At 58.6% G+C, this 24690-nt stretch carries 25 protein-coding genes and 1 tRNA gene; 9 read left to right on the plus strand and 17 right to left on the minus strand.

Annotated features, from left to right (window positions below; all coding sequences use genetic code 11):
• The 6 genes from HF327_RS16085 to HF327_RS16110 form a co-directional block, all read right to left on the minus strand.
• The coding region (locus tag HF327_RS16085) for a site-specific integrase (protein ID WP_198461243.1) at window positions 1-1064 on the minus strand (1064 nt) is incomplete at its 3' end.
• A 10-nt stretch (window positions 1065-1074) separates the two neighbouring features.
• Window positions 1075-1284 carry a DUF4224 domain-containing protein gene (locus HF327_RS16090; RefSeq protein ID WP_198461245.1) on the minus strand — a complete coding sequence of 70 codons (210 nt, stop codon included), beginning with the start codon at window positions 1282-1284 and terminating at the stop codon, window positions 1075-1077.
• 4 nt (window positions 1285-1288) lie between these two features.
• Window positions 1289-1501, minus strand: coding sequence for a hypothetical protein (locus HF327_RS16095; protein ID WP_198461247.1), 213 nt, complete (start codon window positions 1499-1501; stop codon window positions 1289-1291).
• 23 nt (window positions 1502-1524) lie between these two features.
• Window positions 1525-1752, minus strand: coding sequence for a hypothetical protein (locus tag HF327_RS16100; RefSeq protein WP_198461249.1), 228 nt, complete (start codon window positions 1750-1752; stop codon window positions 1525-1527).
• Between the two features lie 21 nt (window positions 1753-1773).
• Window positions 1774-3792, minus strand: a complete 2019-nt coding sequence (locus tag HF327_RS16105) for a replication endonuclease (protein WP_198461256.1) — start codon at window positions 3790-3792, stop codon at window positions 1774-1776.
• A 390-nt stretch (window positions 3793-4182) separates the two neighbouring features.
• Window positions 4183-4449, minus strand: a complete 267-nt coding sequence (locus tag HF327_RS16110) for a hypothetical protein (protein WP_198461258.1) — start codon at window positions 4447-4449, stop codon at window positions 4183-4185.
• A gap of 158 nt (window positions 4450-4607) precedes the next feature.
• Here HF327_RS16110 and HF327_RS16115 point away from each other — a divergent pair, with 158 nt between their 5' ends.
• The 4 genes from HF327_RS16115 (at window position 4608) to HF327_RS16130 (ending at window position 6661) form a co-directional block, all read left to right on the plus strand.
• Window positions 4608-5312, plus strand: a complete 705-nt coding sequence (locus HF327_RS16115; protein ID WP_198461260.1) for an XRE family transcriptional regulator — start codon at window positions 4608-4610, stop codon at window positions 5310-5312.
• 11 nt (window positions 5313-5323) lie between these two features.
• Entirely contained in the window at window positions 5324-5671 is a 348-nt protein-coding gene (locus tag HF327_RS16120) for a hypothetical protein (RefSeq protein WP_198461262.1), read from the plus strand.
• 55 nt (window positions 5672-5726) lie between these two features.
• A complete protein-coding gene (locus HF327_RS16125) occupies window positions 5727-5987 on the plus strand; it encodes a hypothetical protein (protein ID WP_198461264.1) in 261 nt (86 codons plus the stop codon).
• 257 nt (window positions 5988-6244) lie between these two features.
• The gene (locus HF327_RS16130; protein ID WP_236024223.1) at window positions 6245-6661 is read left to right on the plus strand and encodes a YdcA family protein; all 417 of its coding nucleotides are present in this window, start codon (window positions 6245-6247) and stop codon (window positions 6659-6661) included.
• Window positions 6662-6839: 178 nt separating this feature from the next.
• Here HF327_RS16130 and HF327_RS16135 read toward each other — a convergent pair whose 3' ends face one another.
• Window positions 6840-8303 carry a lactonase family protein gene (locus HF327_RS16135; protein WP_198461265.1) on the minus strand — a complete coding sequence of 488 codons (1464 nt, stop codon included), beginning with the start codon at window positions 8301-8303 and terminating at the stop codon, window positions 6840-6842.
• Window positions 8304-8611: 308 nt separating this feature from the next.
• Between HF327_RS16135 and HF327_RS16140 the strand changes: the two genes are divergently transcribed.
• Window positions 8612-8758 (plus strand): hypothetical protein, encoded by a 147-nt coding sequence (locus HF327_RS16140; RefSeq protein ID WP_198461267.1) that lies wholly within the window; start codon window positions 8612-8614, stop codon window positions 8756-8758.
• A gap of 107 nt (window positions 8759-8865) precedes the next feature.
• Here the strand turns inward: HF327_RS16140 and HF327_RS16145 are convergent, their stop codons facing one another.
• From HF327_RS16145 to HF327_RS16170, 6 genes are all read right to left on the minus strand, one after another.
• Complete coding sequence (locus HF327_RS16145; RefSeq protein ID WP_198461269.1) at window positions 8866-9837, minus strand: sensor domain-containing diguanylate cyclase; 972 nt, start codon at window positions 9835-9837, stop codon at window positions 8866-8868.
• Between the two features lie 87 nt (window positions 9838-9924).
• The gene (locus HF327_RS22150) at window positions 9925-10353 is read right to left on the minus strand and encodes a hypothetical protein (protein WP_236024224.1); all 429 of its coding nucleotides are present in this window, start codon (window positions 10351-10353) and stop codon (window positions 9925-9927) included.
• A 79-nt stretch (window positions 10354-10432) separates the two neighbouring features.
• Entirely contained in the window at window positions 10433-11770 is a 1338-nt protein-coding gene (locus HF327_RS16155; protein WP_198461271.1) for a hypothetical protein, read from the minus strand.
• Window positions 11771-12473: 703 nt separating this feature from the next.
• Window positions 12474-13550 carry a contractile injection system protein, VgrG/Pvc8 family gene (locus HF327_RS16160; protein ID WP_198461273.1) on the minus strand — a complete coding sequence of 359 codons (1077 nt, stop codon included), beginning with the start codon at window positions 13548-13550 and terminating at the stop codon, window positions 12474-12476.
• A gap of 2 nt (window positions 13551-13552) precedes the next feature.
• The gene (locus HF327_RS16165; RefSeq protein WP_236024225.1) at window positions 13553-14044 is read right to left on the minus strand and encodes a phage tail protein; all 492 of its coding nucleotides are present in this window, start codon (window positions 14042-14044) and stop codon (window positions 13553-13555) included.
• Between the two features lie 10 nt (window positions 14045-14054).
• A complete protein-coding gene (locus HF327_RS16170) occupies window positions 14055-16133 on the minus strand; it encodes a phage tail tape measure protein (protein ID WP_236024226.1) in 2079 nt (692 codons plus the stop codon).
• Here HF327_RS16170 and HF327_RS16175 point away from each other — a divergent pair.
• The gene (locus HF327_RS16175) at window positions 16114-16980 is read left to right on the plus strand and encodes a phage portal protein (RefSeq protein ID WP_236024227.1); all 867 of its coding nucleotides are present in this window, start codon (window positions 16114-16116) and stop codon (window positions 16978-16980) included. The two genes, HF327_RS16170 and HF327_RS16175, sit on opposite strands and share 20 nt — an antisense overlap.
• Window positions 16981-17485: 505 nt before the next feature.
• On the opposite strand, the gene HF327_RS16180 is transcribed toward HF327_RS16175, so the two are convergent.
• Window positions 17486-17570: transfer RNA gene (locus HF327_RS16180), tRNA-Leu, on the minus strand.
• Between the two features lie 39 nt (window positions 17571-17609).
• Here HF327_RS16180 and cysM point away from each other — a divergent pair.
• The 3 genes from cysM to HF327_RS16195 all read left to right on the plus strand — a co-directional run bounded on the left by cysM (window position 17610) and on the right by HF327_RS16195 (window position 19684).
• Complete coding sequence (gene cysM / locus HF327_RS16185; RefSeq protein WP_198461277.1) at window positions 17610-18515, plus strand: cysteine synthase CysM; 906 nt, start codon at window positions 17610-17612, stop codon at window positions 18513-18515.
• 111 nt (window positions 18516-18626) lie between these two features.
• Window positions 18627-19250, plus strand: coding sequence for an NUDIX domain-containing protein (locus HF327_RS16190; protein WP_198461279.1), 624 nt, complete (start codon window positions 18627-18629; stop codon window positions 19248-19250).
• A 206-nt stretch (window positions 19251-19456) separates the two neighbouring features.
• Window positions 19457-19684, plus strand: a complete 228-nt coding sequence (locus HF327_RS16195) for a sulfurtransferase TusA family protein (protein WP_099736099.1) — start codon at window positions 19457-19459, stop codon at window positions 19682-19684.
• A gap of 76 nt (window positions 19685-19760) precedes the next feature.
• Here the strand turns inward: HF327_RS16195 and galU are convergent, their stop codons facing one another.
• The 3 genes from galU to HF327_RS16210 form a co-directional block, all read right to left on the minus strand.
• Window positions 19761-20648, minus strand: a complete 888-nt coding sequence (galU, locus tag HF327_RS16200; RefSeq protein WP_198461281.1) for a UTP--glucose-1-phosphate uridylyltransferase GalU — start codon at window positions 20646-20648, stop codon at window positions 19761-19763.
• A gap of 74 nt (window positions 20649-20722) precedes the next feature.
• Complete coding sequence (locus HF327_RS16205; RefSeq protein WP_198461288.1) at window positions 20723-23635, minus strand: valine--tRNA ligase; 2913 nt, start codon at window positions 23633-23635, stop codon at window positions 20723-20725.
• Window positions 23636-23919: 284 nt separating this feature from the next.
• Window positions 23920-24570 (minus strand): VOC family protein, encoded by a 651-nt coding sequence (locus tag HF327_RS16210; RefSeq protein ID WP_099736102.1) that lies wholly within the window; start codon window positions 24568-24570, stop codon window positions 23920-23922.
• Window positions 24571-24690: the final 120 nt, after the last annotated feature.

The raw sequence follows: 24690 nt of genomic DNA on the forward strand, positions 1-24690 counted from the left end.
TAATCGCGTGCCAGCGTCCGGTAATGCTTGCACGTCACGCCCACACTGCTGTGGTCCAGCAGCTTTGATGCCTCTTCAATGTCTTCAGCCAGGTTGGCCGCGAAGCTGCGCATATCGCGCAGGTACATGGCGCGGATGCGTTTGCCCAGTTCTTCATCGCCGGTGACTTCGGCGCGGTAGGCCGCTGCGTCGCGGGCATCTTCCCAGCGGCGGGAGATCATTCGGTAGGTGACTGGCCGACCATCGTGCAGCACCAGCAGATTCGGGCAGAGCGTATCTACCTGCTCACGGCGCTGGACGATGCGGGTAAGGACTGGCGATTCGGTGATGTCGAACTCGATAGCTCCTTTGACTTTCTGGGTCTTGTTGGCAATGCGCTTGAGCAGGCCGTTCCTGGGCAGCTCCACCTCAATCACATCCTTCAGGCGCATGCCGGTGGCTGATGCCATGTCCATGCCATCGCGCAGCACCTGATCAGCCTGAGCGTAAACGAGTCGGAACAGCTCGGGCGTGACCTCGAAAGTCCGTGCGTTCTCCTCATTCTTCCAGCCGCGTATGCCCTCGGCTGGCCATGGGCAGCGGGTCATGCCCCAGAGCTTGGCCTTGCCCCAGATCAGACGCAGCAGCGACATCTCGCGGTTGCCCTGAGTCTTGGCCGTGCGCAGATCCAGATACTGGCGCAACGTGGGCAGATCCACCTCATCCCAGACCATCTGGCCAAACACGGGCCGTATGGTGCGCAGGTTTTTGAGGTAACCCGCATACGTGTCGCCGCTGTACTTGGGCAGCTCGCGCTCTTCCCAGCGGGCAAAGGCTTCCTCGATACGGCCTACGGTCTGTGGCCGCTGGTTGTGCAGCTCATCCCACTTCAGCAAGGCCTTGGCATGGTCGGTGCCCAGGCGAATGTCGGGCTTTCCGTCTTTGCGCATGTCGTACACGTAATAGACATAAGCTTTGCCGCCCTTGCCCTTGCCCTTGCCCTTGCCCTTGCCCTTGCCCTTGCCCTTGCCCTTGCCCTTGTAGACCTTGGTGCGCAGGCGCGGGTACATGGTGATCTTTGGCATGCTCTTCCCCTTATCGAATGGCGCTCAAGTTCATGCCGCTGCGTGTCAGCGTGACCTTGCCCGCCAGCCAGTCCCGCACATGCTCGCGCGAGACGATGATGCGCTTGCCATCCTGCTGATGCGGAATGCTGCGCTGCTTGAGCCAGCTGGACTTATGCGAGTTCTCGCAGCCGCCAGTGAGACGGCTCAGCTCCTGGTTGCTCAGGTATTCGTTATTCATTGAATTAAGCCCCGGCTTCTTCTACACGCTCAACGCGCAGCACGCCCTTGCCGCTGGCAAGATGGGCGCGCGCCTCTGCTTGTGTGGCGTTGCTGGCTTTGAGTCGCATCGTTGGTAGCAGGCCCGCGTCGGCCAAGTCTTCAAGGCTGCTGGGGTTGGCGTTGGCCGGAATGAGGATGGCGCGGTAGCTGTGCAGCGCGGTGATGGTTTGGTCCATGGTGCGGCTCCGTTGGTCTTCGATCAGATGGCTTGCTTGAAAAGAGAGAGAACCTGCGCGGTTTGCTCCAGCTCCAGCGACTGCTGGGCTTTGGTGGCTTCGAGTGCGGCTGCATTGCGCTCGATCTGGGCTTGTCGGCGGCGGATTGCAGCAAAACTTTTGGCCAGATCGGTGCCGACTGCGGGCGTGTACTTGAAACCCGCCGCCTGGTTGACGGCGCTGCGGCTGGGTTCGGTGCGTTTTGCGGGCATGGCGAGTCCTCCTTTGATGGATTAGTGGGCGTTTTTGAAGAAGTGAGCGGCTTGCTGAAAGCGGTTGGCCAGTGCTTGGCGCTGGTAGGCCGCTGAATCTGGGTCGAGGCGGCTGGTTTGGGCCTCTGATTCACGGTTGCCGCTGATGGAAATCTGTTCAGCGGCTGCGCCCGGAAGGCGGCCCCTGAAGTTATTGAAACCAGTCCAAGCGGCAGGCAGAGCCTGCCGTGTCTGCGCCGCTTGGCCTGCGGTATTGATGACGCCATCGGCATCTGCAGCCACGCCTTCGGCATGGGCTGCCATGGGCTTTTCTGTGCAGTGCGACCACGCAATGCGGCGGCTCACCAGCCAGTGGCCGCGTGCACGGCCGCGCTGAATCTCCACGCCGCGCACCGGCCCAGCCGTCAGCGCATCGCCATACATATTGGTAGCGCCATCCTTGGCGGCGCGGCGGGCAGGGCGCAGCAGCCAATCCTGGCGCTTGCAGCTGTGGCCGCCCATGCTTTCCATGAACATGCGCCAGTCGGCGCGAATCTCGCCATGGCGGTGGCAGGCCTGATAAGCGCGTTGAATATTGCGCTGGGTGTCAGGGCAGAACAGGTCCAGCTGCTGTGGCTGGTCCTTGCTCACGCGGCGCAGCTCGCGCCAGACCGTCACACTGGGCGTGCCAAAGGCTTGAAACTGGCGAATGCCCCATGTGGCAGCCCATACATCCACGCGGCGCTGGGCGGCCATCTCGCTGTTGTCCTGGGGTTTGGGCTGGTCAGGGTGATCCAGACCCAGACGCATCTGAATCTCTTGGCCCTGCACCACATCCAAGTGCTCGGCCAGTGCGATATGGCCCACGTTCTTGGCCACATAGCCCGCAGCACCCCCGGCCTCCATGCGCTTCACATCAACACGGTTTTCTTTGGCGCCGCGCTCATTGCCGTCTTCGCTCAGCCAGTATTCGCGGATGATTTCCACCAGGGCGAGGGCAGCCTCTTCGGTCTCCGTCCACACCAGCATGTGCCAATGGGGCGTGCCATCGTGGTGTGGCTCCACCACACGCAGGCCATAGCGCTTGATCTTCTTGCGATCCAGCTTGGACAGCACACGCTTCCACAGGGCCAGCATCATCTGCTGGCATTCGCGGGGGTCTGCTCCGTTGAACTTGGGATTGCGCTCGGCCCAGCGCCGGGCGCCACGGTTCACCAGGCGCATGGCGTGGTATTTGCTGGGGGCGGTCAGCGTCAGGAACTGGCCGAAATGGCCATGGGCATCGGCGTACTCTTCGGTACCGCGAATGCGCGTCATCAACTCACCGCCACGAATGGCCGGGTTGGAGGGGCTGAGTGCCGATAGCTCGGCCAGGTTGTAAATCTGGTTGGCCTCATTTTTGTAGAAGGTGCGGCCCAGCGCCTCGGCATTGCGTGCCAGCTGGCCCTTGCGGCGGTGCAGGCCGCTATGGCTCACATAGCCACCACTGTTCAGGTGCACCAGCCCCATGTTGATAGCACCGGCCTCCACCACGCGGGCAATGTGGCGGCGCAGGCGGCGACGCCACCAGCGGGCGCACTTGGCGCGGGCAATATCGGACTCGCCCTTGATGGGCTTGCTGACCTCCACACCCAGCATGTCCACGATGCGGCGCACCGCATCAATGCGGGTCTGCAGAATGACCTCGGGTGATGCGCTCTGCAGTTTGGGAAAGCTGAGTGTCGTGCGCGCATGCACCACGATGCGGTTGTCAAACTCCTCGACGTCATCGGCCAGTTTTTGGGCCCAGGCGCAGATCTCTTCATCCCCGATATTCAGGCGCAGCGCATCACCGTAGCGGTCTTCGTAGTCGGCCAGCTCTTGCAGCTCTGCCCACGCCTGTTCGTTCTCGCTGGGCAGTCCCAGCTCCCAGCGCGCATAGGCCTGCGAATCCATGGCCACGCCCGCAGGCGGCAGCGGCGCAGACTTGATGAAGCGCGCACGGATGGCGTTCTGCCACTCGCGGGGTGCTGAATCGATGATTCGCGCCAAGTGCTGCTGGACATGCGCAGGCTTGGGCATGTGGCGCAGCCACTCCCGAAAACTGGAAGTGGCAATACGCGCCCACTCGGCTCAGCACACCAATGGCGTCCAGATACTCACGGCTCACCATCACATAGCCCGCGGCGCTGACCACAGCGTCCAGCTTGTTGATGGGCACACCCTGCTGGCCGCTCAGCACGCGGCTCACGTTGGAGGTATCCCAGCCTGCAGCCTCGGCCACGGCGCTGCCGGGCTGGCTCAGAGATTGGCGCAACGCCCTCTCAATCGTTCCCGCACCGTGGGTGATTCGCGTATTCATTTTTGTGCTCTCAGGGTTGGGGGCTCAGCGCGCAAACCTGCGCAAGCACGCGCAAAACAAATTGCGTGTGCTTGCGTGTGTGCTTGCGCAAGATGCAGGGCATGAACTTCTCAGCCTGCATTGACTGCTGCCGAAGCACCGCCGCCCTTGTGGGCCGCGATGATGGCTTGCTCTGTTTCGAGATCGGCAAGGCCTCTGCCGATCAGCTCGCGGATGACTCCGGCGATGCTGCTGCTGCCACCACGGGCGGCAACGATTTCGCGCACCTTGCGGTGGTTCTCGGCACCCTGTTTCCCAAAACGGAAATAGACAAGGTCTTCAGGCTTGGGCGTGGCCTGCTGGGTTGCGGCTGGGGCTGGGGCTTGATGGGAGCGCATGTATCATCAATCCTTGTTAAGAAATGTCTGCACCTGTGCAGCTCTCTCACCCTGATGGCAGCTTGTGCAATGGACCGCGTTGGCTGCTATCTCGGTGGATGTTTGTTAAGAGTTGAAGGCATTGTGTTATGAAAAAACATAACGGTCAAGCATAAGTAATGGAAAAAGATAACTTTCCATCGAGGCTACGTGAGGAACGAGAGCGTCTTGGCTTAAACCAAGAGGCGCTTGCAGAGGCCGGAGGAGTTAAAAAGCTCGCTCAACACAAGTACGAAAAGGGAGAGAACAGCCCTACGGTTGCGTACTTGCAGGCTGTTGCAGCTGCAGGCGTTGATGTGGTGTATGCGCTGACGGGGGTACGTGAATCGGTTGGCGCTTCCCCTCTCGCTGGCAAGCACGCTTTATCTGGTTCAGCACCAGCTCCCGCCAGCAACGAAGACACGATCTATGTACCGTTGCTCAGTGCCACCGGCAGCATGGGTCCGGGCAATGAACTGATGACCGAAGACGTCATCCTGAATGACGTGCCGTTTTCGCGCCGCTGGCTGGCCACGCATCTGCCGCGCTGCAGGCCTGCCGCCATCAAGCTGATTCACGCATACGGCGACAGCATGCACGGCACGCTGGAAAGCGGTGATTTCGCGCTGGTGGATACCGATGTGATCGAGGTGCTGATTGACGGCGTGTATGTGCTCGAAGCGCACAGCCGCCTGTTCATCAAGCGCGTGCGTCAGCGCCTCGATGGCCGCTTTGAAGTGAGCAGCGATAACGAAGCCATCAAGACCTCCGACATCCTCGACGGCTCAGAGCAAATCTGCATCAAGGGCCGCGTGGTGTATGGGTGGAATGGTCGGCGGTTTTGAAAGGTAGCGATATGGATGAGAACCCAAAGCTGTTATTGACATCTGATGAGGTTGATGCCTTTCTGCTCAAAATGCGTAAGTCACCTTGCGCTTGGTGCGGTAGCAAAAATTGGGGCATGCACAGTGATGACGACACCAAGGAAACCGGTCTGCGCAGTTTTCCTAGGATTCATTTGACCCAAGATGCTGCAGGTCTTCGCGGGACTGTTTCATTGGGCACCAATGAAGCGCTGGTAGTCGCAATGGCAGAGTGCATGGATTGTCATCACCTTGAAGCCTTTAACTACTTTGCGATCTTGAATAAAGTGCGTGCAGAACAAGCCGCAGAGAAAGACAATGAGCAAACTTCGTCTAATTGACCCATCTGCCGGTGTGCCTCTCATCAAGGATTCTGGCGGCGGTGGAGAGCCCCCCATGGAACTGCTCGAACGCATCATCAAAATCGAATCCACACTGCCAACGCTTGCCACCCGCGAGCAAGTTTTGGCAACGCGCGAGCATGTGACGCAGGAGGTTGGAGCATTGCGCACAGAACTGCACAAAGAAATTGGCGGGCTGCGTGCGGAGCTTCACAAGTCGATTCATGACCAGACTTGGAAGATCATCGGGACGTTTATCACCTTTGGCACTTTGCTATCTGGCATCGTTTTCTACATCGCCCGCAATGTGCATTGATGTATCGCGTATCGACCACCTGATCAATTGGGGGTGATCAAGCTGACTCCCGAGAGCACACGCAAGTACGATCGCATTGGGCGGGAGCGGGCAGACATCGAAAGCTATTTTTTGGAAAAAACTTTGTCTCGCAAATAGACCGGTGATCCCTATCGAGCGGGTTTTGTAGATGACTTTGCAGTGCGTTGGTTGGTGCATGTTGACCATGCTGCAAAACATCGATTGCAAGTGCTAGCAGGTGCGCTTGTGGGGTGGGCTTGTACATCACGAACCAATGTACGGACGAGATGGCAGCGGCTTTAGAAGAAAAAGAATATTCAGGTGAAGGCGTGATTTCAAAAACAATAGCTGCTTGCGCTTTACTGATATTGGTTGCGAGCAGTTTTAATGCTTATTCTGCCAACTACCCATGCTCTGGCAAAAAGGGTGGGGTGGCTCATTGCGCAGGTGAGCAATTTGTCTGCAATGACGGATCGATCAGCGGCTCCAAACGCAGCTGCAGCGCAGAGATGGGCGGCGGTGCCAGCCGCGCGCTGAGCCTGATGTCACAACCAAAACCTTCCCCATCCGCCAGCGGTGATTGCAGCTGCCGCAGCGGCAATATTTGCACCGGCCCCCGTGGTGGGCAGTACTGCTATTCGGATTCCGGACGGAAGAGTTATGTGCGGCGGTGAGATTGTTTAGTCGAAATCTGGGCTAGTTTTAATGGCTGCGTACGGCCATGAGCAGCCACTTGAGACTGGCGCAGAAATCGCTCAAGCGCAGGCCTACGCGTGTCGCCCTAGATTTGCCATCGAATCAGACGCTCGCCCTACGCACAGCTGGCGAATCGGATGTGGGCACTAGAAGTGACTACCTGGATAAGACCAGACGATAGGGGCCCCGCCTCGTGGCTACCGGCGTTCCAGTCATCTGACTGAGTGCGCCGGTGGTGGCATCGATCGAGTAGGCCGACACGTTGTTATTACCGTAGTTCGCAACGTAGGCAAACCGGCCCGTCGGGTCCACAGCGACGGCGTAGGGGCTGCTCCCCGTGGCCACGGGCAACCCGTTCATCGGGCTGAGGGCGCCGGTAGTGGCATCGATGGTGTAGGCCGACACGGTGTCGGAGTGTGCATTTCCTACGTAGGCAAACCGGCCTGTGGGGTCCACAGTGATGCTCTCGGGGGTGGTCTCCGTGGGCACGGGCTTCCCGGTCATCGGGCTGAGGGCGCCCGTGGTGGCATCGATGGTATAGGCCGACACGTTGCTGGACCAGCGATTCGCCACGTAGGCAAACCGACCTGTAGGGTCCACAGTGATGTCTGTGGGTTCGCCCCCCGTGGGCACGGGCGTCCCGGTCATCGAGCTGAGGGCACCGGTGGTGGCATCGATGGTGTACGTCGAGACATTATTGGAGCCGCTATTCGCCACGTAGGCAAAACGGCCCGTGGGGTCCACAGTGACGGACCAGGGGATGTGCCCCGTGGGCACGGGCATCCCGGTCATCGGGCTGAGGGCGCCGGTGGTGGCATCGATGGTATAGGCCGATACGTTGTGGGATTTTTGATTCACCACGTAGGCAAACCGGCCCGTGGGGTCCACAGTGACGGAGTAGGGGTAGAGCCCCGTGGGCGCGGGCGTCCCGGTCATTGGGGTGAGGGCGCCAGTGGTGGCATCGATGGTGTAGGCCGACACGTTGTTGGACGCGCGATTCGCCACGTAGGCAAACCGACCTGTGGGTTCCACAGTGATGTCTCCGGGTTGCCCCCCCGTGGGCACGGGCGTCCCGGTCATCGGGCTGAGAGCGCCAGTGGTGGTATCGATGGTGTAGGCCGATACGTTGTTGTCATTGTAGTTCGCCACGTAGGCAAAGCGTGCTGCAGGTGCGGCACAGTTCACCACCACGTCGGTGACAGCCGCATTGGCAATCGTGCCGCTGCCGTTGCTGACAGTGCAGACCCGGCTCAGGATGTTGGACTGGCTTTTGACCGTGACCGCATAGTTGGCGCCGGTGACCAGCGCGGTGGCGAAACTGAAGACTCCGTTGGAGGCAATGGGCAGATCTTCCCCGGCATTGTTCTGCAGCACCAGGCCGGTGCCGAGCAGGCCGCTGACCGTGCCGCTCACGGTGTAGCTTGCTACAGGGGTAGCGGGCACCAGAGGGTCAGCAGGTGGTACTGCCGATGTGGGAGGCGGCGATGACTCGTTTCCTCCTCCACCGCAAGCCACGAGTGTCAGAGCCATGCTCGCAACGAAGGCCAAGCCAATGCGTCTTGAGCACAAGAAAGAATAATGCGCAGCCGCACGCGGGCGATACATAAAAGACTTGTACATAGAACGACGAACCGGTAAGCGCAACAAAATGTGAATGCGTCCGAGCCTAGTGGTCGTATGCCGTTTTGTATATCACTGAAAACTGGTAATTGCACAGAAATGATGGGGCGAGGAACCGTCGATGCGAGCAGTGTCAGACAGCTACCGGGCAGGTCTGCCGAGCGACGGCTTTGGAGCGAGGCGGATGACCGCAGTGGGTCGGTCAGCGATAGCCGAAACAGGCCAGAAGTGTCTATTGGCAGTAGGCCGCAGGGAAAGCAGCACATCAGTTATGGTGAACGGCTCAAACCATAAAAAGGAAGCATCCCATGCCAAAGCCAAATTATCAATTTGAAAAACGACAACGTGAACTAGAGAAAAAGAAGAAAAAGGCCGAGAAGGTTCAGCGTAAAGCGTCAGTGACCGAGGTAGCTCCGGCAGATGTGGTGCCTGAGGTGCTGCAGGAAAATAAGTAGCGTCTCGCCCCTTTACGACTCTCTGGTTGGAACTCAATTTGATGGAATAGCTGAGCTGCGAGCTATCGCTTTGGGTCGTTTCCAGCCTGTGATTAGACTCGCTTGCTCTATGACGCAGACGGCATGTTTTTCACACTAGCCGCTGCCGTTTTTCCGCATCCATCGGTGACGTTCATCTGATGCCCGCCTTGCGTTTTCGAGAGGTACAAGGCTTGGTCTGCGCGGCGCATGATGGCTTCCATGCTGGTGTCTTCAGGGCAGAAATGTGCGATGCCCAGGCTCAAGCCTGGCATTGAGCCTTGGGTTGCATAGGGCTGCAGCACTTCGCGTCCGGTCTGCAAAAGTTGCGACGCAAATGCGGTGATGTCAGACATGGTTCGTCCTTGGCACAGGATGGAAAATTCATCCCCACCCAAGCGGCACACGCAATCACCGGGCGATGCGAGCTTGCGCACTGCATTGGCCAGCTCCAGCAAGGCCTGATCGCCAGCGGGATGGCCCAGGCCATCATTGATGGCTTTGAAGTTGTCCACATCAAAGCTCAACAGAGATGCTGGCTTTGCGTGCTTTTTAAAGTCGATATAAGCCTGTTCCAGTACCTGCATGAGTCGCCGGCGGTTATACAGACCTGTCAGCTCATCACTCATGGCTTGTCGCTGGAGCAATTGCTGCATGCGCTTGTTGGCGGTGATATTGCTTGCCACCCAGACCACTGCTTTTTCGTCGCAATAAGGTTGCTCCAAGGCGCTGATGCGGCCTTCAAACCAAATCGGTTCCACCGGCCCGTCGGCTGTCAGTCCCAGTACATCGCTTGCGCTCAATTCATATTCAACGACCAGCATTTTCTGGCTGGCTATTGCATCCTGGATTTTTTGCACAAACCATTGCGCCTTGTTTGCGGTGAGAACATCCGATACGCGCTTGCCAAGCAGTGAACTGCCATCGTGGTAGTAGCGCTTGTCTTTTCCTCCAAGAATGGCTACGTATCGCCCCGACTCCGTCAAGATGAAGGTGGGGTCAGGCAAGCTATTACAGATGGACTGGTATTGGCTGGCCGTGAACAGATGGGGCTCGGTCATGGAAGTATCTGAAGAGAAGACTCGTTGTTGAGTCGAGGAATTGAGCTGGAGGTTGTGCCTTCTGCGCAAATTGGTTCAGGCCAATAACTAAGTGCCATCTGGGGTCGGATGCTGCCTTACCCGGCTTACTTGTGCAAGTCCAAGCCGACGCAGTGTTGCAGAGGTGCTTAACTTCTGATGGTGGTAATTGTTAAATTTCTTGAAACTTTCATTTTCCATCGCCTCATCCCCACCATCTACTCCCTCGCTTTGCTGGGTTTCCAGCGTGAGCTGGCTGGTGTAGCCGCTGCTGCTTAAGGAGTGGCGCACGGCAGTGACCATCCAAACGGTTTCATCGATCTGCTTTTTCCAGCCACTGACGATCACGGGGCGCTGGGGCATGACGTCGGCACGGCCGTAGGCCAGGGTGATGCCAAAGGAGTAGATGCCGCGCTGGATGCGCAGCCATTCCGCGCGGGCGGCGGCCAGGGCGTCGGCGCATCCGCAAAAGTGCCGATTTCTTTCGAGAAGCTGCAACCCGGGATTGGCGACGGCAAAAACAAAAAAAGCGATTCGACTGTGGAGTCTCCTCGCTTTTTTATGCCGCTTATCGCTTTTAGTTCAGGTCTTCAGACAGGCCCATGGTTACATAGTTGCCAGCACCAAAATCAAGTTGCGAGTTTTTGGATGTTGAGACTGCAACATAGGCATACGTTGTCTTGCCATTGATTGTGATTTTGAAGGCCTTGGCCTTGACTAGAGCATCCTCATCTGGGTCTTCCATGCCCTCACCCGAAAATGCCTTGGAGAAGCCAGGCATTGAATTTGGCTGAGCGTTCGGGCCATATGGGGTGTACGTGAGGGAACCGTCGGAGTGGAACTGAGTGATGCCAGTGTCCTGGCAATACTCATATTCTCGGAAAAGTTTGCCGACCAGCTCATTGCTGTCAGTCACGGGCGTCCAGTCATCAGAAATGTAGGCGTAGTGGACTGGATAGGGCTCGCTTTGGCAATATTGCGCAAAGCGATTGCTTAGCAAGCTGATGGCGTTGCGCAAAGGTTGACCAACCTGAGCCACATTGCCGTCGGCATTCATGGTGATTTTCGCAGTAAAGGACCCGCGCTTGGGGTCTGGGATGGACAGCACATAGTCCCCTCCGTGGGTGAGAGCACCACCTGCGCGGAATGTCAGCATATTGCGCGTGGTGAACATGGAGCCCGCAAATGCACCCTGAGTCAGAGGCTTGCCTGCAGAAGCGCTTGCAGCCGCTTCTGTTTGTGTGAGCCCAGTGGAGGCCAGTGCTGTGACGTAGATCTCCAGCAGATCATCAGCTGCATCGCCCTTTTGAGCATTGAATGCGCTGGTTACGGGGTTGAAACCATCAGGAAGCACTGGCTTTCCAGGCAGGCTGGCCAGGATCTCTTTGAGCTTGTCCTGCGCACTGGCCAACGCTGCGGCGGAGATTTTGCTACCCAGATCACCATTGTTGGCAGAGTCAAACCATGCATTGGGCTTGTTGTTGCTGAGGATCCCGACCATCAGGTCGGTCAGTGGTGTGATGTTGGCGATACCAGCGCCTGCAACTACCGAGTGCAAGGGCGTACTCAGGGCTTGCACACCAGCCTGACCGCCTTCAACTCGGATTACACATGGATAGTCACTGCTCTTGAGGGAAGTCTTCCAGGAGCCATCGGCGCCTGTTGTTGCCGATGTCGATGTCCCTGAAGCACATTTCAGAGTGACTGTGCCTCCCGCAATCGGAGCGCCCACAGCTGCCACGCCACTGGCCGTGGTTGCAGTAGGAGCTGGTTGTTGTGTTGAGCCGTCACTGCCAGAGTTACCCGCGTCGGAGCTGTTACCGCCGCCGCCGCCGCAGGCTGCGAGTACGGAAGCAATAATTGCGCCTGCTGCGATTTGAGCAATTCCTTTGTTCGTGATCTTCTTTATTTTCATTTTTTCCTGCGCTAATGTTTCGTTAAAACTGTCTCTAAGTTTCTGTTGGGCAGCAAACTGGAAGCATTCCCCGCGGATGGCGCGTCATTTCCGACTGGCACTTATTCGCTGAATGTATTATTTTGTAATTTGTGCGGCCGTAGTATCGCTGCATTTTTTGTTGGGTAGCAATAACTAACTCGTGTGCCAAGAATTTGCAGCCGATGAAGTTGTCCGTAAACGGTTATTTGTCCTTGGCTTCATCGCCGCCATCCACCCCTTCGCTTTGCTGAGTTTCCAGCGTGAACTGGCTGGTGTAGCCGCTGCTGCTCAGAGCGCAGTACGAAATTTCGGTTTTCTCGACATTTCCCGACGTTAGAGGCTTTGACCAAACCGGCCAGAACCTCGCACCAGGCCTATTTCTTATTCCGATCGACACCCCCGAAGAAAGACGCTCTTTTAGCGCGCAGGCGCGGCGGGGTCTCGACTGCGTGCTGCGGGGGGGAGGAGGGTGGTTGCTGATGTCGTCGGCGGGGTGGGGCGGGTGCGGAGCCTTCCCTGCTGCGCTGCGCGGTGGCAGGAGCGGTGGCTTGGGGTCGCAGGTGTGCTTTGGTGTTCAGGCCCGTGCGCCTGCTGTAGCGCGATCTAGATGGCCTGGCACATGGCCAGCGTGCAGGCTCAAAAAAGCCCGCGCTGTGGCGGGCTGTCATTACGTCGGTCCAGGCTACTTGGTGTTCTTGTCCTCGCCACCCTCCCGCTCCATCTGTACCTTGCTCGTCAGCCCACCATCCCCCAGCGTGTGGGTGACTTCTTTGACCAGCCAGTTCTGGCCATCGATCTCGGGCTTGAACCCCGTCACGCGCACAGGGGTCTGGGGCATCAGTTCTGGTACGCCAATGGCTAGATTCAGATCGAACATAGCCATACCCCGATTGATGCGCTGCAGCTCGCTTTTGGCAGCGGCCAGCGCATCGGCCTCGCTGCCAAAGGTTTCTTTCATGGTCTTGAGGTTGCCGTCTTTCTTGCCGGCAATGGCTTCCTTGCGCTTGCCAAACTTTCGGTCGTTCCATAGAGCCTTGACGCCGTCATAGGCATCGCGGGTGCTGCTGGCCCAGCGGTGCTGGTCGCCGTCTTGCCGGGTGATTTCAATGGTGGGCAGGCGCTGGCCCTTGCTGGTTTTGGTGCCGTTGATGGGCATGAAGAGCAGGTGCTTTTTCTTCACTGTGGCCACGGCGTCATATTTGCGCGCGAGGCGGGTGATGAAGTGCATATCGCTTTCATTGGTCTGGTCAATGTGCTGCACCTTGGTGGTGCCCAGCTTGGCATCGACCTTGTGGGTGAGTTGGTTGCGCTTGGCCAGCGTGGCAAGGATGGCTGCCAGTGTGGTGTCGTGCCAGCTTTTTTCGTTGCGTTTGCGGATCTCGCCGCCCAGGTCGGCAGCGCGGGCGCGGATGGTGATGGTGTCTGGTGTGCCGCTGTGCTCGGCCTCATCGACCACAAACGTGCCTTTGTCGATGAGCTGTTGGCCCAGCCAGCCCAGCTGCAGTTCAATCTCGGCTTCTTTTCGCGGGATGGAGAGCTGGCCATCGTGGTCGCTGAGCACCATGTCGAGCTGGTCGGCCTGGTTTTCCCGGCCTTCGGTCAGCGTCAGGCTGATCAGGCGGGCATCGACCTTGGGGGTGATGTCCTTGCCTGACACCACCAGCCGGTAGGTGGGCACCTGGTGATTGCCGCTCTGGTAGGCCGCGTTTTGCCCGCGCTCGCGCAGCAGCTGGTCTTGGGTGTTTTCTGGATAGGCCATGGCTACAGAAGATCATCCAGCGTAGGGCGTCGACGGGCAGTGCTGGGCTGTGTCTGGTCACCAGAGAACTGGCCCTGCTCATCGACGGTGATGCGCTCGCCGCCCAGGTCGTTGTCTACGCGGGTGAGCTGAAGGTCAAAGGCAATGCGGCGAGGCGTGCCGTCCTGGTAGTGCAGGGTGCCGGTTTCGTTGAGGCTCTCGATCACGTACTGGCCAAACACTTCACCGCTACCGGAGACGAGGGCATAGGGCTTGCCAATGTCGCCCATGGCACGCAGCTCTGCCACGCTGTAGTAGGTGCCTGTGAGCTCTGGCGCCACCCAGCCGCTGAGGGTGATGGTGTCATCGCCTACGCCCACAAACTGGCGGGCCGCCCGTGCGCCCACACGGCTGTTGCTGGGGTGACGCCAGCTGTTGCTGCGCTTGAGCTCTTCATAGGCCAGCGTCTGCAGGCCGAAGATGAATTGGCCCAGGGCCATCAAAGTGCTGTTCATGGGCTGGCCTTTAATCGGAGAGACGGCTACGGTGTCGGGCACCGCTGGCCAGTTCGCGCTTGTCAATCTCTGCCGCGACTGCGCGAGCGATGGCTTGGGGGTCCATGCCCGGCGCAGCCTGAATGGTGATGGTGTAGCTGCTGCCGCCTGCAGCGGCGGGTGCCGCCACCGCACGCGGCGCAATGGGCGTGCCGCCGCCGACCAAGGGGCTCATGGCGGTGCCTACTTCTGCAGCACCTGCGCCCATGGGCGCCATGGCGGTGGCGGCCATGGCCAGAGCTGCGGCCCTCACGGCGGACTGCCCACCTTCGATGCCCAGAGCTGCGCCTTCGCTGATCCAGCCGCCGTATTGGGTGAACACCCGGCTGGGGGAGTTGATACCCAGCTTTTCCTTGAACCAGCCCGCCGCACTGGTGGCCGCGTTGACTACCGTATCGCGCAGGGCACCCAGTTTGCTGGTGATGCCGCCAATCAGGCCGTCAATGATCCAGCCGCCAAAGCCGGTGAACAGGGTGGCCATGGCCGTCCAGGCGGTGCTGGCAGTTGTTTGAATTAGCGCCCAGATGCCGGAGAGTGTGGCCACGAAGCCTGTCCACAACCCGGTGATGCGGGTGATGATGCCTTGCCAGATGGCGTCAGACGTGGCGGCCATCAGCTGCATGGCCGCCGTGAATAGGGTGGTCAGCATGGCCCAGATTCCGCCCAGCAGGCCAGTGAAGGCTTGCCATAGCAGGGTGCCGGTGCTGGTCATGGTGTTCCAGATGCCGACTATCCAGTTGCTCAGGTCTTCCCACAGCAGCTTGGCGCCGCCGCAGATGTCTTTCCAGTTGCTGTACACCATCCAGCCCGAGGTGGTGAGCAGGCCTACAGGGCCGAGCATGCGCAAGAAGCCCAGAGCAAGTCGCGCGAGCAAAGGCAGCAGACGGCCCGCACCCGTGGCCATGGCACCAAAGCCACCCCCTGCCGCCGTGCCCGCCAGCTTGGCCATCATCAGCCGCACCAGAAAGCCCTTGGCGATCAACAGACCCAGCGGGATCAGCAGGGCCGACACGCCTGCCAGCAGTGTGCCGAACACAATCACCGCTTTGAGCAACCCACCCACCAGAGCAGGATTGGCCTGAGTCCATGCAGTAATGCGATCCAGCAGCGGATTGACGACGGCCAGCAAGTCCTGAATTTCAGACTTGAGGCTCTCGCCCACGATGGCTTTGAGGTTGAAGACGCGGTTTTCCGTCATCTGGTCTTGGGCGCTCATGGTCGAGTTTCTTGCCGCAGCTTCCCGCGCCATGGAGCCTTTGGCCTCTTCGCTGTTGGCAAGGCCAAGCTGGCGGCGAAGCTCTTCCGTGTTGGTGACCAGTTTGGCCAGGCGCCCCACATGTTCTTTGCCTGCCAGTTCGGCCATGACGCCCAACTGATCCTTTTTGGGCAGCTTCTTGATGGCTTCAGAAATTTTCAGCAGGGTGCCCACTGCGTCATTTGCCATGCCACCTTGCACCCCCTTGGCTGTGAGCCCTATTTCCCCAAGCGCTTTCTGAAACTTTTTGGTTCCCTTCGTTGCGGCTGCGAAGTTGGTAAAAATGGCTTTGACTGCTGTGCCAGCGGTTTCTTCCGTTTCGCCGGACGTCAGCAGCGTGCTGCCTAAGGCGGCCATGTCCTGGCCTTTGATGCTGACCACACCAGCCACCCCGCCGACACGATTCAGAAACCCGATGATGTCGCTGCCCTTGCTGATGGCGTTGTCGTCAAGGTAGTTGATGGCGTCGGCCATGCCACGCATGCCCGTGACCGGAATTTTCAGGTTATTGGCAGTCTTGCCCATGCTGTCCGCGATTTCATCGGGGACAGCATCAAAGGCGGTTGCCATTTCAGAAGTTATCAGAACGAACTCACTGAGCTTGTCCGTCGGCACCTCCATGCGGGCCGCAGCGGTGAACATCTCCGCAATCTGCGTGGTTGCCAAGGGCACACGGGTGCTCAGGTCACGCACTTGGGTCTCAATATCGCTGTACACCGATGTCAGCTGCCCAGAGCTATCTCGTGCACCCGGAACCTGGCGTGCAATGCCCAGCATGGCATCTTCATGGGCCATAAAACTTTGCACGGGCTTCAAGGCGCAGGTGCTGGCCAGCACGTTCAAGCCGCACAAGCTGCTGAGTACGCAGACGGTGCATAAGCTGGTGCTGGACTATCTGGTGTTTGGCAATGGTTACCTGGAGCGGCCTCGCAATGTGCTGGGTGAGGGGATGCAGCTGCGGCATGCGCTGGGCAAGTATGTGCGCCGGCATCGGGATCTGGAGCGGTTTGTGTTTGTGCGCAACTGGCAGGAGGCGCATGAGTTCAGGCGCGGGAGCGTTTGCCACATGATGGAGCCGGATGTGCACCAGGAGGTGTATGGGCTGCCACAGTATCTGGCTGCGCTGCAATCGGCCTTGCTCAATGAGAGCGCGACTTTGTTCAGGCGCCGGTATTACACGAATGGCAGCCATGCGGGGTACATCCTGTACCTGACGGACCCGGATACGAATCAGGGTGATGTGGACAAGCTCAGGGATGCGCTGAAGTCTAGTAAGGGGCTGGGCAACTTTAAGAACCTGTTCTTTCACAGCCCTAATGGCAAGGAGAAGGGTATTCAGTTGATTCCGATTGGCGAGGCGGCAGCTAAGGATGAGTTCTTCAACATCAAGAACGTAAGCCGCGATGACCAGCTGGCCGCGCACCGGGTGCCGCCGCAGCTGATGGGGTTGGTGCCCACGAATGCTTCAGGCTTTGGAGATGTGGTGAATGCTGCCCGGGTGTTTGCGCGCAATGAGATTCAGCCGCTGCAGGAGATGTTCAGCCATGCAATCAATGACTTCATGGGGGATACGGTCTGCGCCCTCGAGCCCTACCGGTTGCCGGGAGTGGAGGAGATTCAGCCTGGCGGCCTGGTGAAGTAGCAGCCGAGCTTCGACGGATACGACAAGGCCCCGCAATGCGGGGCCTTTTGCTTGGGCGATGAGGTGGGGGCAGGCCGTGGGCAGGCGCTCATGTCCCCTGGGGCGGGTACTGACGGGGCTGTATGGGTGCCCAGTCATGCGGCATTTGTAACCAATCCGGGAGCCTGTCATCAACCCCCTCAGCGCGCGGTCGAGACCCCGCCGCGCCCGCGCTCTAAATGGAGCGGTTTCGACGGGCCTGCCGGTTAGTGTTGCAACGGCGCCAGTACTGGTCAGTTCTATAGATTTGAGGTGAATAAAAGTGACGGGAAATGCCGGGTTTTGTGAATATGCGAGAGATTGCACTACGACCGACTCAGGGCTGGAGAGACCACAAGCAATTGCTACCAAGATGGTTTTTGCGCCAAACGCAATTTTATTTTTGCGCCTATTCAATGAGGAAGGTAGTTTCAAGCAGGCATAGAAAAAGCCGCTAAGTCTTTGGAACTTAACGGCTTTTAATGTTTGGTGCCCGGGGCCGGAATCGAACCGGCACACCTTTCGGTGGGGGATTTTGAGTCCCCTGCGTCTACCAATTTCACCACCCGGGCTTGCTTAGCGCAGACATGAATTATGGCACAGTATTGGACATGAAAACTTATATGACCATCGAACATGCTATCGGTCACACGCCGCTGGTGGCATTGCAACGCATTGGCGCGGATGCAAATCGCGAGCGCGGAAATGTGGTGCTGGGCAAGCTTGAGGGCAACAATCCGGCTGGCTCTGTCAAGGACCGGCCTGCGTTGTCCATGATTCAGCGCGCGGAAGAGCGTGGTGAGATCAAGCCGGGCGACTCATTGATTGAGGCGACGTCAGGCAACACCGGCATTGCCTTGGCCATGGCGGCGGCCATAAAGGGCTATCGCATGATTTTGATCATGCCCGAAGACCTGTCCATTGAGCGCGCTCAGACCATGAAGGCTTATGGCGCCGAGCTGATTCTGACGCCCAAGAGCGGCGGCATGGAATATGCCCGCGATCTGGCCGAGCAAATGGTCAAGCAGGGCAAGGGCGTGGTGCTGGATCAGTTTGCCAACCCCGACAATCCACGCGCCCACTATGAAACCACGGGCCCTGAGCTGTGGGAGCAGACGGGTGGCGAGATCACGCACTTTGTAAGCGCCATGGGCACCACGGGCACCATTACCGGCGTGGCCAAGTTCCTCAAAGAAAAGAATCCCCATATCAAGATCATCGGCGCCCAGCCTGCCGAAGGCTCGCGTATTCCGGGTATTCGCAAATGGCCTGCGGAATATATGCCCAAGATCTTTGATGCCAGCTTGGTGGATGAAGAGGTCTCCGTGACCCAGGATGATGCCGAGGACATGGCCCGCCGCTTGGCGAGCGAGGAAGGTATTTTTGCCGGAATCTCGGCCGCCGGAGCGCTGTGGGTTGCGCAGGAAATTGCCAAGCGCGAAGAAAACGCCACCATTGTTTTTGTGGTGTGTGACCGTGGTGACCGTTACCTCTCTACAGGTGTGTTCCCTGCCTGATCTTTGTCGCGGAGGCGATTGCCTCGGCGATGAAGCAAGCTCTAAATGGCTGCTAGCGCTTATCTAATAATCGCTGGCTGCTATCAAAACAAAGAATAAGGAGAGAGCTGGATGGCCTATGAAGTTCGTTTTTGCTCCAACTGCTCTACCGAGCTGCAGTGGATTGTTGCCAATGAAGACAGCGGCGAGGTGCAGCGCCTGCGTTGCCCGAGCTGCGGGTTTACGCATTGGGGCAACCCGACCCCCGTGCTGGCGGCTGTGGTTGAGGGGGCTGATGGCCGCGTTCTGCTGGCGCGTAATGCGCTGTGGCAAGAGGGGGTGTTTGGCCTGATCACTGGTTTCATGGAAGCCGGAGAATCGCCTGAAGCGGGTATTTGCCGCGAAGTGATGGAAGAGACCGGCTTGCGTGTTAAGGCTCTGCGCCTTTTGTGCTGCTCGGAGTTTCTGCGCATGAACCAGGTGCTGATTGCCTATCACGTGCTGGTGGAGGGCTGCGCTGAAGATGTGAGACTTTCGCCCGAGCTGCTGGAATACCGCTGGCAGACGGCTGAGGAGTCTCTGTGCTGGCCTGCAGGCACGGGTTATGCCTTGGCTGAGTGGATTAAGCAAAAAGGCTTTGAGCCGCGTTTTGGGGCATTTCGCCCTGGTCAGAATCCCGAGCCCGACCCTGCCAAATGGCCTGTGCGCTTATGGGATGAAGATCAGCGTTTTACAGTTGCCCCTGTGATTGATTAAGAGCCGTGGAAACAGCCCAGTAAACCGAAGATTTGCGGTTGAGACGAGACACGATGCATGAGGTCGTACCAAATACGACAAGGCACCGCGCCGACGTCTAAAGGTTTGCTCAAGGCTTGTGTTTGCGGGTCTGAGTAATAAAGACCGTGCAGGTACGGTTAGCGACCGGTCTTTCTACAATCGGGACTGACGAGGAAACCACGCCCATGCAAGTAGACCAAGAAGTTGATACCCGCGGCCTGAACTGTCCGCTGCCCATTCTCAAAGCCAAGAAGGCATTGGCTGCCATGCAAAGCGGTCAACTGCTGAAAGTCGTGGCGACCGATACCGGCTCCATCCGTGACTTTCAGGCGTTTGCCAAACAGACGGGCAATGAGCTGGTTGAGCAACAGACCGTGGGTGATGAATTCATTCACATTCTCAAGCGCCGCTGAATATTGCCTTCAACTTAAGAGCAGATGACGAAAAAAGGCCTGCGATTGCAGGCCTTTTTCTTTGGGGAGAGTGCTTTTACAGGCTCAAAGTCTTGAGGTAATCACGGAAGCTGCTGCCCACGTCAGCGTGCTGCAATGCGAGCTCCACGGTGGCTTGCAAAAAGCCTTCCTTGCTGCCGCAGTCATAGCGCTTCCCAGCGTACTGGAAGGCGTAGATGGTTTCGTGCTGCATCAGGCGCTCAATGGCATCGGTCAGCTGAATTTCGCCGCCAACGCCCTTGGGCTGGTTGCGGATTTCATCAAAAATCCGGGGCGTCAGCACGTAGCGGCCTGCAACACCCATGCGCGATGGGGCGACTTCTGGTGCGGGCTTTTCCACGATTTCATCAATACGCATCAGTGGGCCACCAGCAGGCTCTCCCTTGACGATGCCGTAGCGCTTGGTTTGTTCCAGGGGCACTTCCTGCACGGCCAGCAGCGAGCGGCCTTGTTTCTGGAAGGCGGCCGTCATCTGCGCCATCACGCCGGGGCCACCGTTGTCACCGGTCATCAAGTCATCGGCCAGAATGACGGCAAACGGCTCATCGCCTACCAGAGGCTCTGCGCACAGCACGGCGTGGCCCAGGCCCAGAGAGCGGGGCTGACGTACAAACAGGCAATTCATGTCGGCTGGGCTGATGCTGCGCACCAGATCCAGCATGGCGTGCTTGCCTGCGCGTTCCAGCTCGTTCTCCAGCTCGTAGGCCGTGTCGAAATGGTCTTCAATGGCGCGCTTGCTGCGGCCGGTCACAAAAATCATGTCGCGGATGCCTGCTTCATAGGCTTCTTCGACGGCGTACTGGATCAGGGGCTTGTCCACCACGGGCAGCATCTCTTTGGGAGAGGCTTTGGTGGCAGGCAGAAAGCGGGTGCCTAGACCCGCAACGGGAAACACGGCTTTGCGAACGCGGGTTTGATTGTTCATGAGATGTACTTTGGGATAAAGATGAACAAAAGGCGCAGTTGCCTGCGCCTTTTTCCTATCACTCGCTCAGCATATCAACCCAGACGGGCCAATTGCTCTTGAATGCGGGCCACGGTGGCGCTCTTTTCTGTAACACGTGCGCGCTCTTGCTCCAGAACGGCGGCAGGTGCCTTGGCCACAAAGGCTTCGTTGCTGAGCTTTTTTTGCGAGCTGGCAATCTCGGTTTCCAAGCGGGTCACTTCCTTGGTCAGGCGAATTTTTTCAGCCGCAACGTCGACTTCCACGAACAACGCCAGACGGGCATCGCCCACGACGGATACCGGGGCGTTCTGCGCTTCAGTCGCCCAGGCAGCTTCATCATCAAAGATTTTGACTTCGCTGAGCTTGGCCAGGTTCTTGAGCACATCGGCATTGGCACGCAGGAATTCCGTGCCTTCGGCCGAGCCTGCCACCGCCAGCAGCGGCAGGCGCTGGGCAGGCGATACACCCATCTCGCCACGTAGAGCGCGGCAGGCGTCCACCATTTGCTTGATGCGGCCTACGTAGGCAATCGATGCTTCATCGATCTTGGCAGGCTGGGCTTCGGGGTAGCGGGCCACGGCGATGGATTCGCCCTTAAGACCTGCCACAGGCGCCACTTGCTGCCACAGCTCTTCCGTCACAAACGGAATGATGGGGTGGGCCAGACGCAGAATCGCTTCCAGCGTGCGGATCAGCGTGCGGCGGGTGGCGCGCTGCTGGGCAACACTTCCAGTCTGGATTTGCACCTTGGCGATTTCCAGATACCAGTCGCAGAACTCGTTCCAGACAAAGTCGTAAATTGTGTTGGCGACGTTGTCCAGGCGGAACTCGGCAAAGCCCTTGGCCACTTCGGCCTCGACTTTTTGCAGCTGCGAGGAAATCCAGCGGTCAGGCTGGCTGAAGTGCATATAGCCTTCGAACTCGCCGCCGGGCTGGCATTGCTCCTTGGTGTGCTCTGCCAGACCGCAGTCATAGCCTTCGCAGTTCATCAGCACAAAGCGCGATGCGTTCCACAGCTTGTTGCAGAAGTTGCGGTAACCCTCGCAGCGCTTGCTGTCGAAGTTGATGGATCGGCCTAGCGATGCCAGCGCGGCAAAGGTAAAGCGCAGTGCGTCTGCACCGTAGGCGGGAATGCCTTCGGGGAACTCTTTTTGCGTGTTCTTGCGCACGGTGGGCGCGGTCTCTGGCTTGCGCAGGCCGGTGGTGCGCTTGTCCAGCAGAGGCTCCAGCGAGATGCCGTCGATCAAATCGACCGGGTCCAGCACATTGCCTTCGGACTTGGACATCTTCTTGCCCTGCGAGTCACGCACCAGGCCATGGATGTAGACATGCTTGAATGGCACGCGCCCGGTGAAGTGCGTGGTCATCATGATCATGCGCGCCACCCAGAAGAAGATGATGTCGTAGCCGGTCACCAGCACCGAAGAGGGCAGGTACAGGTTGTAGTCATCGTCAGCGGCAGTGCCTTGCTCTGGCCAGCCCATGGTGCTGAACGGAACCATGGCCGAGGAGTACCAGGTGTCCAGCACGTCAGGGTCGCGGCGCAGTGTCTTGCCGGGGGCCTGGGCTTGCGCTTCGGCTTCGTTCTTGGCGACGTAGATCTTGCCGTCTTCGTCGTACCAGGCCGGAATCTGGTGGCCCCACCACAGCTGGCGTGAAATGCACCAGTCCTGGATGTTGTTCATCCACTGGTTGTAGGTGTTGACCCAGTTTTCGGGCACGAATTCCACGTCGCCATTGGCAACAGCGTCGATGGCCTTCTGGGCTATCGACTTGCCGGTGTCATCGCCAGTGCCTTCGTTGGCGGTCTTGCTCATGGCAATGAACCACTGGTCGGTCAGCATGGGCTCGATCACCTGTCCGGTACGGTCGCAGATCGGCACCATCAGCTTGTGCTTTTTGATCTCGACCATCAGGCCGAGTTCTTCCAGATCAGCCACGATGGCCTTGCGGGCCACGAAGCGGTCCATGCCGCGGTACTTTTCAGGCGCTTCGTCGTTGATCTTGGCGGTCAGCGTCAGCACCGTGATCATGGGCAGGTTGTGGCGAATACCAACCTGGTAGTCGTTCTGGTCGTGCGCAGGCGTGACCTTGACCACGCCGGTGCCGAATGCCAGGTCCACATAGTCGTCGGCAATGATGGGGATTTGGCGGCCCACCAAAGGCAGGGTCACGGTCTGGCCGATCAGGTGCTTGTAGCGCTCGTCTTCGGGGTGGACCATCACGGCCACGTCGCCCAGCATGGTTTCGGGGCGAGTTGTTGCCACCACCAGATTGCCTTCGCCGCTGGTCAGAGGGTAGGCGATGTGCCAGAGCGAACCGTCCTTTTCCTGGTTTTCCACTTCCAGGTCGGACACGGCGGATTGCAGCACGGGGTCCCAATTCACCAGGCGCTTGCCACGGTAGATCAGGCCTTGCTGGTACAGCTTGACGAAAGTCTCAGTCACCACCTTGGACAGCTTGTCGTCCATGGTGAAGTATTCGCGGCTCCAGTCCACGGTGTCGCCCATGCGGCGCATTTGCGTGGTGATGGTGTTGCCGGACTTTTCCTTCCACTCCCAGACTTTCTTGGTGAATTCGTCACGGCCCAGGTCGTAGCGGCTCACGCCTTGTGTCTGCAACTGACGCTCCACCACGATTTGCGTGGCGATGCCTGCGTGGTCGGTACCGGGAATCCAGGCGGTGTTGTAGCCCTTCATGCGGTGGTAGCGCGTCAACGAATCCATGATGGTCTGGTTGAACGCGTGGCCCATATGCAACGTACCAGTCACATTGGGTGGGGGCAGCTGTATGGAGAAGTTGTTGCCAGCAGCGGTAGCCTCGGCACCGGGCAGGCCCGTGCCGCGATAGCCGGCGTTGCCGTAGCCGCGCTTTTCCCACTCGGGGCCCCAATGGGCTTCGATGGAAGCGGGTTCAAAAGACTTGGTGAGGCTGTCGAGGCCGGGCTGTTGAATGGTGTCGCTCATGGCTGCGGTGCAAAAAGTTCTGAAAATGAAAACGGCATCCGTGGAGGGGATGCCGTCTGCATAGAAATTAGGACGGATTGCCAATGATTTTAGCGATCCGATCCGCTGATGGGGACAGTAGGCCTTATTTCAGCGCTTGGCGCTTATCTATCAAGCGCAAGCTGCTATCAAAATTTAAAAGCTCAAAACCGCCATATGTCTGCAACGAGACGCCAAGCAAGCGCCGCCGCGACACGAAGCTGCCGTCCCCCTTGGGGGGAGGCGCGTAGCGCCTCATGGGGGAGTTATTTCCCAGGGACAAATTCCGGCCGGTCATTGCCCTGAGGCTTGAGCGCCTCAGCGGTCTTTCCCTCTGCACGCTCCCTGCGCCACTGCTCCTTGCGGGCTGTCCACTCCGCCAGACGGGCGTGGGCCGTGGTGCTTTCTTTTTGCATTTGCATGGCATCGGCCAACTGTGCGGTCAGCTCCAGACGAATGCCATTGGGGTCGAAGAAGTAAATGCTTTTGAAGATGTGGTGGTCCGTCACGCCCAGCACTTCCACGCCGCAGGCCTGCAGGCGGGCCTTGGTGTTCTCCAACTCTTCCACGGTGTCGACGCGAAACGAGATGTGGTTGATCCAGATGGGGCTGTTGGGTGAGGGTAGGGCCGCTTCGTCATCGCCAATGTCAAAGAAGGCGATGAAGGAGCCATCCTTCAGGCGAAAGAAGAAGTGGGTGTACGGGCAGTATTCACCGGTGGAGGGGACGTAGTCGCTCTGAATGATGTGATAGAGCGGCAGGCCCAGGATGTCTTCGTAGAAGTGGCGGGTCTCTTCGGCATCTTTGGCCTTGTAGGCGTAGTGATGCAGCTGCTGCACGCTGGCGGGAGCGGGCAGCTGACTCATGTCTACGCGCTGGGGCTGGGAGTAAACCGGTGTCGGGGCGGACTGGCTCATGGATGTCTCCTTGGATTTTTTGAGAATGCTGGAATTCTACTATTCGTAATTGATTAACCTAAAGTAAATTTTAATCAGGGAATTCACGGGCATGGAATCCAATGTGCACAAAAAAGCCCA

Source organism: Comamonas suwonensis (assembly GCF_012844455.2).
In the GTDB taxonomy this organism is placed as follows: domain Bacteria; phylum Pseudomonadota; class Gammaproteobacteria; order Burkholderiales; family Burkholderiaceae_C; genus Comamonas; species Comamonas suwonensis.